We start from the raw sequence: 14,017 nt of genomic DNA on the forward strand, positions 1-14,017 counted from the left end.
CAGGTGTGTCATGGCTGACGAAGACCAGCAGCAGGCGGCACTGTCCTCGTACGACGAGGTGCTCGACGTCGCCGACCGGCATGCGCGGGCGTGGCTGTCCGGCATCCGCGAGCGACCGATCCCGCCGAGGCTCGGACCCGAGGAGATCAAGGACCGGCTCGGCCGGACCCTCCCCGAGGCGGGGGAGCCGCCTGCCGACGTGATCGAACGACTCGCCGTGGGGGCCGAGCCCGGGCTCATCGCCATCGGATCCCCGCGGTTCTTCGGATGGGTCATCGGCGGCACCCAGCCGGTCGCGCTCGCCGCCGACTGGCTGGTGTCCGCCTGGGACCAGAACACGGGCCTGCGCACGATCACACCGGCTGCGGTCGCCGCCGAGGAAGTGGCCGGGGAGTGGCTCGTCGACCTGCTCGGCCTTCCAGCCGCCAGCGAGGTGGGGTTCACGACGGGCGCGACGATGGCGCAGTTCACCTGCATGGCGGCCGCCCGCGACGAGGTGCTGCGCCGCGCGGGCTGGGACGTCGAGACCGCCGGGATGGCCGGCGGACCGGCGATCCGGTTCATCGTCGGCGAGGAACGCCACGGCACCGTCGACCTCGCGGGCCGCTACCTCGGCCTCGGCACGCCGATCTCCGTGCCATCCGACACCGAGGGGCGCATCCGCGTCGACGCGCTCCGTGCGACACTCGCGGCCGGGAGCGGGCCGGCGATCGTGCTGCTGCAGGCGGGCAACATCCACTCGGGCGCGTTCGACGACTTCGGCCCCGCCATCGCCGCTGCGCACGAGGCGGGCGCGTGGGTGCACGTCGACGGCGCCTTCGGCCTCTGGGCCGCCGCGTCGCCTCGGCTCCGTCACCTCGTCGCGGGCATGGATGCCGCCGACTCCTGGTCGACCGATGCGCACAAGACCCTGAGCGTGCCGTACGACTGCGGACTCGCGATCGTCCGCGACGGGCGCGCGATGCACAGCGCCCTCAGCATGCACGCGAGCTACCTGCAGGCCACCGAGGTGGGCGCCGACCCGCACGAGAAGGTCCCCGAGCTCTCCCGTCGCGCGCGCGGCGTGCCGACCTGGGCGGTGCTCCGCTCGCTCGGCCGCGCCGGTGTCGCGGCGCTCGTCGAGCGACTGGCGGATGCCGCGCGCGGCATCGCCGAAGGGGTGGCCGAGCTGCCCGGCGTCGAGGTGCTGAACGACGTGGTGTTCACCCAGGTGTGCATCGCCCTCGAGGAGGACGAGGCGACAGAGGCACTCAGCGAACGCCTGTGGGACGAGGGCGACGTGCTCGCCATGACGTCGCGCTGGCACGACCGGGCGGTGGTGCGGTTCTCGGTGAGCAACTGGCAGACGGATGCCGCGCAGGTCCGCCGCACGGTCGCTGCCGTCGCGCGGGCGCTCGCCGACGTGCGCGCGGGGGCGGTCTGACCGTCCCATGGCGCTCGCGTCGGTGGCATCCGCTTGAATGGAGGCATGGCGGAGGCGTTGGACGCGTTCTCGCCCGCGACCCGGGCGTGGTTCACCGAGTCGTTCACCGAGCCCACGACCGTGCAGCGCGAGGCGTGGCAGGCGATCGCGCGGCGAGAGCATTCGCTCGTGGTCGCGCCCACCGGGTCGGGCAAGACCCTGGCGGCGTTCCTCTGGGCGATCGACCGGCTGCACGCATCAGGGGCGGATGCCGCCACCTCCGGCACGAAGGTCGTCTACATCTCGCCGCTGAAGGCCCTCGGCGTCGACGTCGAGCGCAACCTGCGGGCGCCGCTCGTGGGCATCGCGCGCACCGCCGCGGCACACGGGCTCGCCGTGCCCGAAGTGAGCGTCGGCGTGCGGTCGGGTGACACCCTGCCGGCCGAACGCAGGTCGCTCGTGACGCATCCGCCCGAGATCCTCATCACGACCCCCGAGTCGCTGTTCCTCATGCTCACGTCTGCGGCTCGCGAGACGCTCCGCGGCGTCGAGACGGTGATCGTCGACGAGATCCACGCGCTGGCCGGGACGAAGCGCGGCGCCCATCTCGCACTCTCGCTCGAGCGTCTCGACGAGCTCGCCGCGTCTCCGGTGCAGCGCATCGGACTCTCCGCCACGGTGCGTCCACGCGAGGAGGTCGCGCGATTCCTCGCGGGCACCCGGCCGGTGAGCATCGTCGCGCCGCCGAGCGGCAAGCGCTTCGACATCCGCGTCACGGTGCCCGTCGACGACCTCTCCGACCTCGCGACCGAGTCGGGGTCGGGCTCGGTGTGGCCGCACGTGGAGTCGGCCATCCTCGACGAGGTGCTCGCGCACCGCTCCACGATCGTGTTCGCGAACTCGCGGCGCCTCGCCGAACGCCTCACGGCACGGCTCAACGAGCTCTGGGCGGAGCGCGAGGCCGAGCCGGTGCCCGTCGCGGCGGGCGACGGCTTCCTTCCCGCATCCGATCAGGCCGACGGCCCGCTGCCGACGCGACGGTCGCCGGCCGAGCTGCCCGGTGCATCGGGCCTCACGGGTGGAGCGGAGCCGGTGCTGGCGCGCTCGCACCACGGCTCGGTCAGCAAGGAGGAGCGAGCGCTCGTCGAGGCAGACCTCAAGGCCGGCCGCCTGCGCTGCGTCGTGGCGACGTCGAGCCTCGAGCTCGGCATCGACATGGGTGCGGTCGACCTCGTGATGCAGGTCGAGTCGCCGCCATCGGTCGCGAGCGGGCTGCAGCGCATCGGTCGCGCCGGCCATCAGGTGGGCGAGATCTCGAAGGGCGTCGTGTTCCCGAAGCACCGCGCCGACCTGCTGCACTCCACAGTCGTCGCCGAGCGCATGGTCGCCGGCGCGATCGAGGCCATGCGCGTGCCGACGAACCCGCTCGACGTGCTCGCCCAGCAGACCATCGCGGCCGCCGCCGTCGACGAGTGGGACGTCGAGGCGTGGTTCGAGCTCGTGCGTCGCACCGCTTCATTCGCCACGCTCCCGCGATCGGTGTTCGACGCGACCCTCGACCTCCTCGCGGGACGCTACCCGTCCGACCGGTTCGGCGACCTCCGCCCCCGCATCGTCTGGGATCGCGACGCCGGCACGATCGTCGGGCGCCGGGGTGCGCAGCGCCTCGCGGTGACCAGCGGTGGCACCATCCCCGACCGCGGCCTCTTCGGCGTGTTCATGATCGGCGAGGCCGGCCCCGGCCGGCGCGTGGGGGAGCTCGACGAGGAGATGGTCTACGAGTCGCGCGTCGGCGACGTGTTCGCGCTCGGCGCCACCAGCTGGCGCATCCAGGAGATCACGCACGACCGGGTGCTCGTGGCGCCGGCCTTCGGCGTACCCGGGCGGCTCCCGTTCTGGAAGGGCGACGGCATCGGGCGTCCGGCGGAGCTGGGCGAGGCGATCGGCGGCTTCATCACCGAGATCGCGAACGCGTCGCCCGAGGCCGGCCGCGCCCGCGCGCGCACGGCCGGGCTCGACGAGCGTGCGGCATCCAACCTCGTGGCCTTCGTCGACGACCAGCGGGCGGCGACGCGCGTCGTGCCCGACGCGACGAACCTCGTGGTCGAGCGGTTCCGCGACGAGCTCGGCGACTGGCGCATCGTGCTGCACTCTCCGTACGGCATGCGCGTGCACGCCCCGTGGGCGCTCGCCGCGGGGGCGCGGGTGCAGGAGCGGTTCGGCGTCGACGCGAACGCTGTGGCGAGCGACGACGGCATCGTGCTGCGCATGCCCGACACGTCCGATGAGCCGCCGGGAGCGGAGCTCTTCGCGTTCGAGCCTGCCGAGCTCGCCGAGCTCGTCACCCTGCGCGTCGGCGACTCTGCCCTGTTCGCGTCACGCTTCCGGGAGTGCGCTGCGCGGGCGCTGCTCCTTCCGAGGCTGCACCCCGGCCGCAGGTCGCCGCTCTGGCAGCAGCGTCAGCGCGCCTCGCAACTGCTCGAGGTCGCACGCGACTTCCCCGAGTTCCCGATCGTGCTCGAGGCGGTGCGCGAGTGCCTTCAAGACGTATACGACCTGCCGGCGCTCACCCGGCTCACCGAGCGCATCGGCGCCCGCAAGGTGCGTTTCGTCGAGGTCACCACCGAGACCGCGAGCCCGTTCGCCTCGAGCCTCCTGTTCGGCTACGTCGGCGCGTTCATGTACGAGGGCGACGCTCCGCTCGCCGAGCGCCGCGCGGCCGCGCTCTCGCTCGACCCTGCGCTGCTCGCCGAGCTCCTCGGCACGGTCGAGCTGCGTGAGCTCCTCGATCCCGAGGTGGTCGAGGAGACCGAGCGGATGCTGCAGCGGCTCGTGCCCGACCGCGCCGCCCGTGGCGAGGAGGGCGTCGCCGACCTCATCCGCGAGCTCGGCCCGCTCACGGCGGCCGAGGTCGCCGAGCGCGTCGACGAGGAGACGGATGCCACGGCCGCCCTCGCCGCGCTCTCCGCCGCCCGCCGCGTGGCAGAGGTGCGTTTCGCGGGCACCGCCTGGTTCGTTGTCGTCGAAGACCTGAGCCGCCTGCGCGACGCGCTGGGCGTGCCGATCCCGCCGGGCCTGCCCGAGGTGTTCGGGGAGCCCGTGCGCGATCCGCTCGGCGACCTCGTGAGCCGGTACGCCCGCACGCACGGCCCGTTCACCGCTCAAGCGGTGGCGGCGCGATTCGGCATCGGCCACGTCATCGCGATGTCCGCACTCGGGCGGCTCGCGGGCGAGCGTCGCGTCGTCGAGGGCGAGTTCCTGCCGCACGGTGCCGGCGCGGAGTGGTGCGACAGCGAGGTGCTCCGGCGCATCCGTCGTCGCTCGCTCGCAGCCCTCCGCAACGAGGTCGAGCCCGTGGCGCCCCGCGAGTACGCGCGCTTCCTGCCCGACTGGCAGCACGTGGGCAGTCGGCTGCGCGGCGTCGACGGGGTCGCAGCGGTCGTCGAGCAACTGGAGGGTGCACGCATCCCGGCGTCGGCGTGGGAGTCCTTCGTGCTGCCCGCCCGGGTCGCCGACTACCGTCCCGCCATGCTCGACGAGCTCACGGCGTCGGGCGAGGTGCTCTGGGCGGGGCAGGGCTCACTCGCCGGCGACGACGGTTGGGTGAGCCTGCACTTGGCCGACACGGCGGAGCTCACGCTGCCCGCTGCGGCCGCCGCACCGCTCGATCCGCTGGAGACGGAGCTCCTCGCGACCCTGGGTGGCGGGGGCGGGTACTTCTTCCGGCAGCTCGTCGAGGCGATCGGCGCGACCGACGAGCAGCCGGTCATCGACGCGCTCTGGCGGCTCGCGTGGGCGGGGCTCGTGACGAATGACACGTTCGCGCCGGTGCGCGGGCTCGTTGCGGGGCGGGGCGCGCACAGGACCGCGCCGGCCACGCCGCGCGCGAGGCTGCGCGGCGGCTCGCTCTCGCGCCGTGCGCTCGCGGCGAGCGTGCAGTCCGGTCGGGCCGCGGCGGCACGCGCCAACCTGCCGCGCGTGGCGGGCCGGTGGGCGGTGCTCCCGCTCGCGAGCTCGGCGGCAACGCCCCGGGCGCACGCGCTCGGCGAGACGCTCCTCGAACGCTACGGCGTGGTGACGCGCGGCTCGGTCGTCGCCGAGGGCGTGCTCGGGGGGTTCGCGCTCGCGTACCGCGCCCTTTCGGGGTTCGAGGAGACCGGAAGGGTGCGGCGGGGCTACTTCATCGACGGGCAGGGCGGCGCCCAGTTCGCCTCGACCGCTGCGGTCGACCGTCTGCGGGGCGCGCCGCGCGGCAGCGCCGTCGCGCTCGCCGCCACCGACCCTGCGAACCCGTTCGGCGCCGCCCTCGATTGGCCCGACATCACCGATGGCGGGCACCGGCCGGCGCGCAAGGCCGGCGCGTTCGTCGCCATCGTCGACGGCGAGGCCGTGTTCTACCTCGAGCGCGGGGGCCGCACGATGCTCGTGTTCACCGACGACGATGAGACGTTGACGGCGGCGGCATCCGCGCTCGCCGACGCCCTCGCCCGGGCGGGAGCGCCGAAGCTGCGCATCGAGACCGTCAACGGCCAAGGCGTGTACGGGTCCGTGCTCGAGCCCGCGCTGCGGGCGGCGGGGTTCCGCGAGACGCCGAGGGGACTCCGGTTCGATGCCAGAAGGTGACTCCGTCTTCCAGGTGGCCCGCCGGCTCGACGAGGCGCTCGCCGGGCAGGTCGTGACCCGCACCGACCTCCGCGTTCCCGCGTATGCGACGGTCGACCTCGCCGGCGAGACCGTGCACTCGGTCGGGAGCCGCGGCAAGCACCTCCTCATGCGCATCGGCGACGCCGTGCTGCACAGCCACCTGAAGATGGAGGGCGAGTGGCATGTGCACCGGCCGGGGGAGCGCTGGCGGCGGCCCGGGTGGCAGGCACGCGCGATCGTCGAGACGCCCGGGGCCGTCGCCGTCGGCTTCGATCTCGGTACCGTCGAGGTGTTCCCCGCCGCCGAGGAGTCGGAGCGGCTCGCGTACCTGGGCCCCGACCTGCTCGGACCCGACTGGGACGCCGCGGAGGCGGTGCGGCGCATCACCTCGGCGCCCGACGTGCCCATCGCGGTCGCGCTCGGCGATCAGCGCAACCTCGCGGGCCTCGGGAACGTGTACGTGAACGAGCTGTGCTTCCTGCGCGGCATCCTCCCCACGAGGCCCGCCGGCACCGTGGACGTTCCGCCGCTGGTCGACCTGGCGAGCCGGGTCATCCGCGCGAATCGCGACCGCATCGCCCGCACGACGACCGGCAACGACCGCCGCGGGGAACGGCTCTGGGTCTCCTCGAGGGGCGGCGAGCCGTGCCGGCGCTGCGGGACGACGATCGAGCACGGCCGACTCGGACGGAACGACGTCGAGCTCCGCGAGACGTGGTGGTGCCCGAACTGTCAGCGCTGACCGACGAGCCCCAGATCGGTCAGATCCGGAGGTGGGCGCCCGATAGGCCGTATCCTTGCGCCGATGTCCTTCAAGATCTCGGTCGTCGTGCCCTCCTACAACGACGCCGTCATGCTCAAGCGGTGCCTCGACGCGCTCGCGAAGCAGACGCGGCCCGCCGACGAGATCGTCGTCGTCGACAACGGTTCGACCGACGCCACCGTTGAAGTCGCGCGGACGGGGGGCGCGCGCGTCGTGACCGAGCCGCGTCGGGGCATTCCGCAGGCCACCTCCGCCGGCTTCGACGCCGCGGTCGGCGACGTGCTCGGTCGTCTGGACGCCGACACGATCCCGCCAGCCGATTGGGTCGCACGCATCGAGCGCGCCTTCACCGACGACCCCGATCTCGATGCGCTCTCGGGTCCCGGCAGGTTCTACGGCGGCAAGTCCGTCATCCGCTGGTACGCCGAACGCGTGCACATGCCGATGTACTACCGCTTCGTCGCATGGGTGCTCGGGCACGACGTGCTCTACGGCTCGAACCTCGCGATCCGGGCGTCCGCCTGGCGCGTACTTCGTGAGCACGTGCATCGCGACCTCGCCAACGTGACCGACGACCTCGACCTCACGATCAACCTCCAGCCCGGTATGGGCGTGCGCTTCGACCCGACGCTCGCAGTGGATGTCTCGGCCCGGCCGTTCGAAAGCTGGGCGAGGAACAACGCGGCCGTGCGGATGGCGCGCGACACCGCCCTCATCAACCGCCGCGAGATGTCGTTCTTCGAGCGCCGGCGGGCCTGGGTCGCGAGCCGTCGCGCAGACACGACCTCCCCGCCTTGACGACGGCACGATCCGAGCACGGTGTCGTGTTCGGAGGGTGCCGAGCTTCGCCTACGAGACCGGGCCGGTCCACTTCTCGCCGGGGCCCTGGCCGATCGGGTCGGGGATGACGGATGCCTCGCGGAACGCCAGCTGCAACGACCGCAGGCCGTCGCGCAGCGACCGGGCGTGCATGTCGCTGATCTCGGGTGCGCCGGCGGTGATGAGCCCGGCGAGGGCGTTGATGAGCTTGCGGGCCTCGTCGAGGTCGAGCTGCGCTTCGGGGTCGTCGGCGAGCCCGACCTTCACTGCGGCGGCGCTCATCAGGTGCACGGCGGCGGTCGTGATGATCTCGACCGCGGGGACCTCGGCGATGTCGCGGGTGGCGCCCTCGACGGTGGCCTCGTCTGAAGTGTTGCTCACAGACATCCTCTGTTAGACTACTGCGGGCCCGGGGCCAGTCCCCGGTACGAAAGTGGAGATTCTCCCACCCGCGCATACCGCATCACCAAGGTTACCGGGTCGATTGCACTCCGCTTCCACGCCACTGAGCAACCAGCAGTGCGGGGGAGTAGACAGGGTGCCGCAGTGCTGAACGGTGTGATTCCGTGTGAGCCTGCGTGGATCTTCCGCTCTCGTCGACGGGCGGCAACCGCCTCCCGTCGAGCGAAACAGCTTGAGTAGAGGAGAACACGCATCAGCGATCCCCGTACAAACGACCGTATCCGCGTTCCCGAGGTCCGCCTCGTGGGGCCTGGCGGAGAGCAGGTCGGCGTCGTGAAGATCGAGGTGGCCCTGCGGCTCGCGCAGGAGGCCGATCTCGATCTCGTCGAGGTCGCACCGAACTCCAAGCCGCCGGTCGCCAAGATCATGGACTACGGCAAGTACAAGTACGAGGCTGCGCAGAAGGCGAAAGAGGCCAGGCGCAACCAGGCGAACACGGTCCTCAAGGAGGTTCGGTTCCGCCTCAAGATCGACAAGCACGACTACGAGACCAAGATGAAGCGCGCCGTCGGCTTCCTGAAGTCCGGCGACAAGGTCAAGGCCATGATCCTCTTCCGTGGACGCGAGCAGTCGCGCCCCGAGATGGGCGTGCGCCTCCTCCAGCGCTTCGCGGAAGACGTGGCGGAGTTCGGCACGGTCGAGCACAACCCCACGATCGACGGCCGCAACATGGTCATGGTCATCGCGCCCCTGAAGAACAAGGCCGAGGCCAAGGCCGAGGCGAATGCACAGCGTGCTGCGGCGAAGGCCCGGCCTGCGGCGGATGCCGCGGGCGAGTCCTCCACGCAGACGGCCCAGGCCACCGAGGCCTAGGCCAGGCACCCCCGTCCGCCATCCGTGGCGGCAGAACCAAGGAGAAACACGAGATGCCGAAGCAGAAGACCCACTCCGGGTCCAAGAAGCGCTTCAAGATCACCGGCAGCGGCAAGATCAAGAAGCAGCAGGCCGGTATGCGCCACAACCTCGAGGGCAAGTCCTCGGTGCGCACCCGCCGCCTGAACCAGGACAAGGTGCTGTCGGCCCCCGACACCAAGGTCGTCAAGAAGCTTCTCGGCCGCTGAGCCGCGAGACCCGTTAAGGAAGAAACAGAGTCATGGCAAGAGTGAAGAGGGCGGTCAACGCCCACAAGAAGCGCCGGGTCATCCTGGAGCGCGCCGAGGGCTACCGCGGCCAGCGTTCGCGCCTCTACCGCAAGGCGAAGGAGCAGGTCACCCACTCGCTCGTCTACTCCTACAACGACCGCCGCAAGAAGAAGGGCGACTTCCGTCGCCTCTGGATCCAGCGCATCAACGCGGCATCCCGCCAGAACGGCCTCACGTACAACCGCCTGATCCAGGGCCTCGGCCTCGCGGGCATCGAGGTCGATCGTCGCATCCTCGCCGAGCTCGCCGTGAACGAGCCCGCGACGTTCGCGGCGCTCGTGGAGAGCGCCAAGCAGGCGCTTCCGGCCGACACGTCGGCTCCGAAGACCGCCGCTTAAGCACGCTTTGCAGCTCGGAACGGCCCGGCACCCATGTGGTGCCGGGCCGTTCCGTATCTCCTGCCCCGCACGTGCCTGGGCCGCGCCGAGAGCAGGAAGACACGCCCGTTCGGCATCAGGAACAGGAGCCACACGCACGCCCAGCAGGTCGCATCCTGCTTTCGTGGCGTTGGGCGGGTGTCCCGGTCGGGGCATGCTCGCTCCCTAGACTGGTGCCATGCTCGAGAACCCGAGGTCTCCGCGCGTCCGCGCGGTCGCCAAGCTCGCGAAGAAGCCGGGACGCGCGGAGAGCGGGCTCTTCCTCCTCGAGGGACCGCAGGCGGTCGCCGAGGCGCTCACGTTCCGGCCGCAGCTCGTCGTGGAGCTGTACGCCACGCCCACGGCGCTCGAGCGCTACACCGACATCGCGGAGACCGCGGTCGATGCGGGCGTCGACGTCGAGTTCGTGACCGAGGAGGTCCTCAACGCGATGGCCGACACGGTCACGCCGCAGGGGTTCGTCGCGGTGTGCCACCAGTTCCCGACCGCCGTGAAGGACATCTTCGCCGCGTCGCCGCGACTTGTCGCGATCCTCGAGGAGGTGCGCGACCCGGGCAACGCCGGCACGATCATCAGGGCAGCGGATGCCGCGGGCGCCGACGCCGTGATCTTCACCGGCCGCACCGTCGACCTGTACAACCCGAAGGTCGTGCGGAGCTCGACCGGCTCGATCTTCCACCTGCCGGTCGCCGTCGGCGCGGAGCTGGAGCACGTGCTCGAACGCGCTCGCGCGGCGGGCGTCACCGTGCTCGCCGCCGACGTCAAGGGCGAGGACCTGCTGACCGCGCGCAACGACGGCGTGCTCGAAAGCCCGACGGCGTGGCTGTTCGGCAACGAGGCCCGGGGACTGCCCGACGAGCAGCTCGCCCTCGCGGACCGGGTCGTCACGGTGCCCGTCTACGGGCACGCCGAGTCGATGAACCTGGCCACCGCGGCATCCGTGTGCCTCTACGAGAGCGCGTTCGCACAGCGCAGCGCTGGTCACGAATAGGTAACCACCGCGCCAACCGCCGCGTCGTTCCTTGTCGCCTGGCCGCTCCGCGCCTTAGTTTGGGGGGTATGGAGCCAACCCAGCCGGCGCCGGCGACGTCGAACATCTCAGTGCGTCGCGGTGAGCCGCTCGTGGTCATCGAGAACGTGGACAAGCACTTCGGTGACCTTCATGTGCTGAACGACATCAACACTGTCGTCAACCGGGGTGAGGTGGTCGTGGTCATCGGGCCGAGCGGCTCTGGCAAGTCCACGCTCTGCCGGGCGATCAACCGCCTCGAGACCATTGACTCCGGGTCGATCTCGATCGACGGGCAGCGCCTGCCCGCTGAAGGCGCCGCGCTCGCGAAGCTCCGCGCCGACGTCGGCATGGTCTTCCAGTCCTTCAACCTGTTCGCGCACAAGACCGTGCTCGAGAACGTCACGCTCGCCCCGATCCGGGTGAAGAAGGTGGGGCGCAAGGCTGCCGACGCCAAGGCGATGGAGCTCCTCGAGCGTGTCGGCGTGGCGAACCAGGCGAACAAGATGCCGGCGCAACTGTCTGGCGGCCAGCAGCAGCGTGTCGCGATCGCTCGATCCCTCGCCATGAATCCGAAGCTCATCCTCCTCGACGAGCCGACGAGCGCGCTCGACCCAGAGATGATCAACGAGGTGCTCGACGTGATGGTCGGCCTTGCGAAAGACGGCATGACGATGATCGTGGTCACGCACGAGATGGGGTTCGCCCGAAAGGCCGCCGACCGTGTGTTGTTCATGGCCGACGGCAAGATCGTCGAAGAGGCGACCCCCGCCGAGTTCTTCGACAACCCACAGTCCGATCGTGCGAAGGACTTCCTCTCGAAGATCCTCGAGCACTAGACCTCCGCTGCCACGAGCGGCGAGGGAACACCCACACGAGAAGAGGCAGACACATGAAACGGATGAGAATCGCACTCGTCGCGGCTGCGGCGGCATCGGCGCTCGCCCTCGCGGGCTGCGCCGGCGGCGGCGGCGCGACCGAGGAGCCCACAGAGGAAGCGGCCCCCACGTTCGAGGCGGGCACGACCATGGCCGAGCTCGCCGAGGCGGGCACGATGACCGTCGGCACCAAGTTCGACCAGCCCCTGTTCGGCCTCGTCGGCCCGTCGGGCGTCCCCGAGGGCTTCGACGTCGAGATCGCGAAGATCATCGCGAGCGAGCTCGGCATCTCAGAGGACAACATCGAATGGACCGAGACCGTGTCGGCCAACCGCGAGCCGTTCATCGAGAACGGCCAGGTCGACATCGTCGTGGCGACGTACACCATCAACGACAAGCGCAAGGAGGTCGTCTCCTTCGCGGGGCCGTACTACCTGGCCGGACAGTCGATCCTGGTGCTCGCCGACAACGACGACATCGAGAGCGAAGAGGACCTCGTCGGACAGCCGGTGTGCTCGGTCACGGGTTCGACGCCCGCGGCGAAGCTCGCCGAGATCGGCGCGGTGCCGGTGCTCACCGACACCTACTCGAACTGCCTCGAGCCGCTCCGCAGCGGTCAGGTGGTCGCGGTGTCGACCGACAACGTCATCCTCGCGGGCCTCGCGGCCCAGAATGAGGGCGAGTTCAAAGTGGTCGGCGAGCCCTTCACGGAGGAGCCCTACGGCATCGGCCTCGCACTGGAGGACACCGAGTTCCGCATGTGGATCAACGACGTGCTCGAGGCCGCCTACGAGGACGGCCGCTACGAGGAGGCGTGGAACTCCACGGCCGGAGCCGTGCTGCCGTACGTCGAGCCGCCGGCCGTCGACCGCTACTGATCGGAGTGTGGCCCGGGCCTGATCGGCCCGGGCCGCGCCCCCGATCACCCCCTTGAGACGAATGGAGGCGTGTGGACGCCGTCATCGAAAACCTGCCGACGTACTGGCGCGGCTTCAGCATGACGCTGTTCCTGCTCGGCGTGAGCGGGGCGTCGGCGCTCGTGCTCGGCACGATCATCGCGGCGATGCGCATCTCGCCGGTGGCGTCGCTCCGCGCATTCGCCACGGTCTACACCGAGATGGTGCGCAACACGCCGTTGACTCTCGTGCTGTTCTTCTGCGCAGTCGTGCTGCCGACCATCGGCTCCCGGCTCGACTTCGTCACCGCTGCGCTGATCGGCCTTTCGGTGTACACCTCGCCGTTCGTCGCCGAGGCCCTGCGGTCGGGCATCAACGGCGTGCCGGTCGGGCAGGCCGAGGCGGCCCGCAGCGTCGGGCTCGGTTTCGGGCAGACCGTCGGACTGATCGTGATGCCACAGGCGTTCCGTATGACGATCCCGCCGCTCATCAACGTCTTCATCGCCCTCACGAAGAACACCTCGGTGGCAGGCGGCTTCTTCGTCTTCGAACTCTTCGCCGCATCGCGCGAGCTCGCGAACGCGAACGGTGACGCTGTCATCGCGATCCTCCTCGCTGCCGCGACCCTCTACCTCGTGGTCACCATCCCGCTCGGTGCGATCGCGGCCCAACTCGAGCGCAAGTGGGTGGTGCAGCGATGAGCGCCCCGATTGTGCTGTTCGACGTGCCTGGTCCCAGGGCGCGTCGAGTCTCGCTCGTCTCCTCGATCATCGCGGGCGTCCTCATCCTCGCCGGGCTCGCTTGGATCGCGCTCACGCTCGCCGCACCGCGAGAGAGCGGCGGCATCACCTTGCCCGGCTACTTCGACCCGAGCCGTTGGGATGTCTTCGCCGACCCCTTGGTGTGGGAGCGTCTCATCTTCGTCGGCGTCGTCGGAACGCTCGCTGCGGCACTGACGGCATCCGTCTTCGCGATCATTCTCGGAATCATCCTGTCGCTCCTGCGCAGTTCCGAGATCGCGTGGATCAGGCGACCGACGGCCGTCGTACTCGAGTTCATCCGCGGTATGCCGGTGCTGCTCATGATGCTCTTCATCCTCCTCGTGCTCAACACGGGCGCGTTCTGGGCGGTCGTCGCGGCTCTCACGCTCTACAACGGCGCGATCATCGGGGAGGCGCTCCGCGCCGGTCTCGCATCGCTGCCCAGAGGGCAACGCGAGGCCGGTCTCAGCCTCGGCATGCGGCCGTTGCAGTCGAAGATGCTCGTGGAGTTCCCGCAGGCGTTCAGGCAGATGCTCCCGATCATCGTCGCCCAGCTCGTGGTTCTGTTGAAGGACACGTCGCTCGGCTTCATCGTCGGATATTCCGAGTTGCTGCGGATCGGCATGAACCAGCTCGCGAGCTTCTACGGCAATCGCTACCTGCTCTCGTTCTTCGTCATCACCCTCGTGCTGTACCTCGCGATGAACCTGTCGCTGTCGTGGTTCGCCCGCTGGCTCTCGAAGCGCACGGCTTCGAAGTCGTCGGGAAAGGTCCTGCCGCCGGACGACCCCGGACGGGCAGTGCTCATGGCGGAGGCATCGGCCGCGTCCAAGCAGACTCCCAAGTTCTAGCGCGGCGGCCCCG

General features: G+C 70.6%; 13 protein-coding genes. 12 read left to right on the forward strand and 1 reads right to left on the reverse strand.

Annotated elements, in window-relative coordinates:
• Positions 1-10: 10 nt before the first annotated feature.
• The 4 genes from ASG80_RS11935 (at position 11) to ASG80_RS11950 (ending at position 7,607) form a co-directional block, all read left to right on the forward strand.
• Positions 11-1,423 carry a pyridoxal-dependent decarboxylase gene (locus ASG80_RS11935; RefSeq protein ID WP_056730812.1) on the forward strand — a complete coding sequence of 471 codons (1,413 nt, stop codon included), beginning with the start codon at positions 11-13 and terminating at the stop codon, positions 1,421-1,423.
• A 45-nt stretch (positions 1,424-1,468) separates the two neighbouring features.
• A complete protein-coding gene (locus ASG80_RS11940; RefSeq protein WP_056730814.1) occupies positions 1,469-6,025 on the forward strand; it encodes an ATP-dependent helicase in 4,557 nt (1,518 codons plus the stop codon).
• A complete protein-coding gene (locus ASG80_RS11945; RefSeq protein ID WP_056730816.1) occupies positions 6,012-6,788 on the forward strand; it encodes a DNA-formamidopyrimidine glycosylase family protein in 777 nt (258 codons plus the stop codon). The genes ASG80_RS11940 and ASG80_RS11945 overlap by 14 nt, the downstream gene beginning before the upstream one ends.
• Positions 6,789-6,851: 63 nt before the next feature.
• On the forward strand, positions 6,852-7,607 hold the full coding sequence (locus tag ASG80_RS11950) for a glycosyltransferase family 2 protein (protein WP_056730818.1): 756 nt from the start codon (positions 6,852-6,854) through the stop codon (positions 7,605-7,607).
• Positions 7,608-7,658: 51 nt separating this feature from the next.
• Here the strand turns inward: ASG80_RS11950 and ASG80_RS11955 are convergent, their stop codons facing one another.
• A complete protein-coding gene (locus ASG80_RS11955; protein WP_235508290.1) occupies positions 7,659-8,009 on the reverse strand; it encodes a DUF1844 domain-containing protein in 351 nt (116 codons plus the stop codon).
• Positions 8,010-8,282: 273 nt separating this feature from the next.
• Here ASG80_RS11955 and infC point away from each other — a divergent pair, with 273 nt between their 5' ends.
• The 8 genes from infC to ASG80_RS11995 all read left to right on the forward strand — a co-directional run bounded on the left by infC (position 8,283) and on the right by ASG80_RS11995 (position 14,004).
• Positions 8,283-8,903 (forward strand): translation initiation factor IF-3, encoded by a 621-nt coding sequence (gene infC, locus ASG80_RS11960; protein WP_082590173.1) that lies wholly within the window; start codon positions 8,283-8,285, stop codon positions 8,901-8,903.
• 53 nt (positions 8,904-8,956) lie between these two features.
• Positions 8,957-9,151: a 50S ribosomal protein L35 gene (gene rpmI, locus ASG80_RS11965; RefSeq protein ID WP_056730821.1), complete on the forward strand. Its 195-nt coding sequence runs from the start codon at positions 8,957-8,959 to the stop codon at positions 9,149-9,151.
• A 32-nt stretch (positions 9,152-9,183) separates the two neighbouring features.
• Positions 9,184-9,570: a 50S ribosomal protein L20 gene (rplT, locus tag ASG80_RS11970; protein ID WP_056730823.1), complete on the forward strand. Its 387-nt coding sequence runs from the start codon at positions 9,184-9,186 to the stop codon at positions 9,568-9,570.
• A 217-nt stretch (positions 9,571-9,787) separates the two neighbouring features.
• Positions 9,788-10,600 (forward strand): RNA methyltransferase, encoded by an 813-nt coding sequence (locus ASG80_RS11975; RefSeq protein ID WP_056730825.1) that lies wholly within the window; start codon positions 9,788-9,790, stop codon positions 10,598-10,600.
• Positions 10,601-10,668: 68 nt separating this feature from the next.
• Positions 10,669-11,457: an amino acid ABC transporter ATP-binding protein gene (locus ASG80_RS11980; RefSeq protein ID WP_056730827.1), complete on the forward strand. Its 789-nt coding sequence runs from the start codon at positions 10,669-10,671 to the stop codon at positions 11,455-11,457.
• 53 nt (positions 11,458-11,510) lie between these two features.
• Positions 11,511-12,374 carry a glutamate ABC transporter substrate-binding protein gene (locus ASG80_RS11985; RefSeq protein ID WP_056730829.1) on the forward strand — a complete coding sequence of 288 codons (864 nt, stop codon included), beginning with the start codon at positions 11,511-11,513 and terminating at the stop codon, positions 12,372-12,374.
• 71 nt (positions 12,375-12,445) lie between these two features.
• Entirely contained in the window at positions 12,446-13,093 is a 648-nt protein-coding gene (locus ASG80_RS11990; RefSeq protein WP_056730831.1) for an amino acid ABC transporter permease, read from the forward strand.
• A complete protein-coding gene (locus ASG80_RS11995) occupies positions 13,090-14,004 on the forward strand; it encodes an amino acid ABC transporter permease (RefSeq protein ID WP_056730833.1) in 915 nt (304 codons plus the stop codon). The genes ASG80_RS11990 and ASG80_RS11995 overlap by 4 nt, the downstream gene beginning before the upstream one ends.
• Positions 14,005-14,017: the final 13 nt, after the last annotated feature.

Origin of the sequence: Agromyces sp. Soil535 (assembly GCF_001428255.1) — a bacterium.
Taxonomy (GTDB): Bacteria; Actinomycetota; Actinomycetes; order Actinomycetales; family Microbacteriaceae; genus Agromyces.

What these genes read in the sequence shown, in the direction of transcription:
- ASG80_RS11975 (WP_056730825.1), top strand. Translation starts at nt 9,788, where the DNA reads ATGCTCGAGAACCCGAGGTCTCCGCGCGTCCGCGCGGTCGCCAAGCTC.
- ASG80_RS11985 (WP_056730829.1), top strand. Translation starts at nt 11,511, where the DNA reads ATGAAACGGATGAGAATCGCACTCGTCGCGGCTGCGGCGGCATCGGCG.
- rplT (WP_056730823.1), top strand. Translation starts at nt 9,184, where the DNA reads ATGGCAAGAGTGAAGAGGGCGGTCAACGCCCACAAGAAGCGCCGGGTC.
- ASG80_RS11935 (WP_056730812.1), top strand. Translation starts at nt 11, where the DNA reads ATGGCTGACGAAGACCAGCAGCAGGCGGCACTGTCCTCGTACGACGAG.
- ASG80_RS11980 (WP_056730827.1), top strand. Translation starts at nt 10,669, where the DNA reads ATGGAGCCAACCCAGCCGGCGCCGGCGACGTCGAACATCTCAGTGCGT.
- ASG80_RS11950 (WP_056730818.1), top strand. Translation starts at nt 6,852, where the DNA reads ATGTCCTTCAAGATCTCGGTCGTCGTGCCCTCCTACAACGACGCCGTC.
- ASG80_RS11945 (WP_056730816.1), top strand. Translation starts at nt 6,012, where the DNA reads ATGCCAGAAGGTGACTCCGTCTTCCAGGTGGCCCGCCGGCTCGACGAG.
- ASG80_RS11995 (WP_056730833.1), top strand. Translation starts at nt 13,090, where the DNA reads ATGAGCGCCCCGATTGTGCTGTTCGACGTGCCTGGTCCCAGGGCGCGT.
- ASG80_RS11940 (WP_056730814.1), top strand. Translation starts at nt 1,469, where the DNA reads ATGGCGGAGGCGTTGGACGCGTTCTCGCCCGCGACCCGGGCGTGGTTC.
- rpmI (WP_056730821.1), top strand. Translation starts at nt 8,957, where the DNA reads ATGCCGAAGCAGAAGACCCACTCCGGGTCCAAGAAGCGCTTCAAGATC.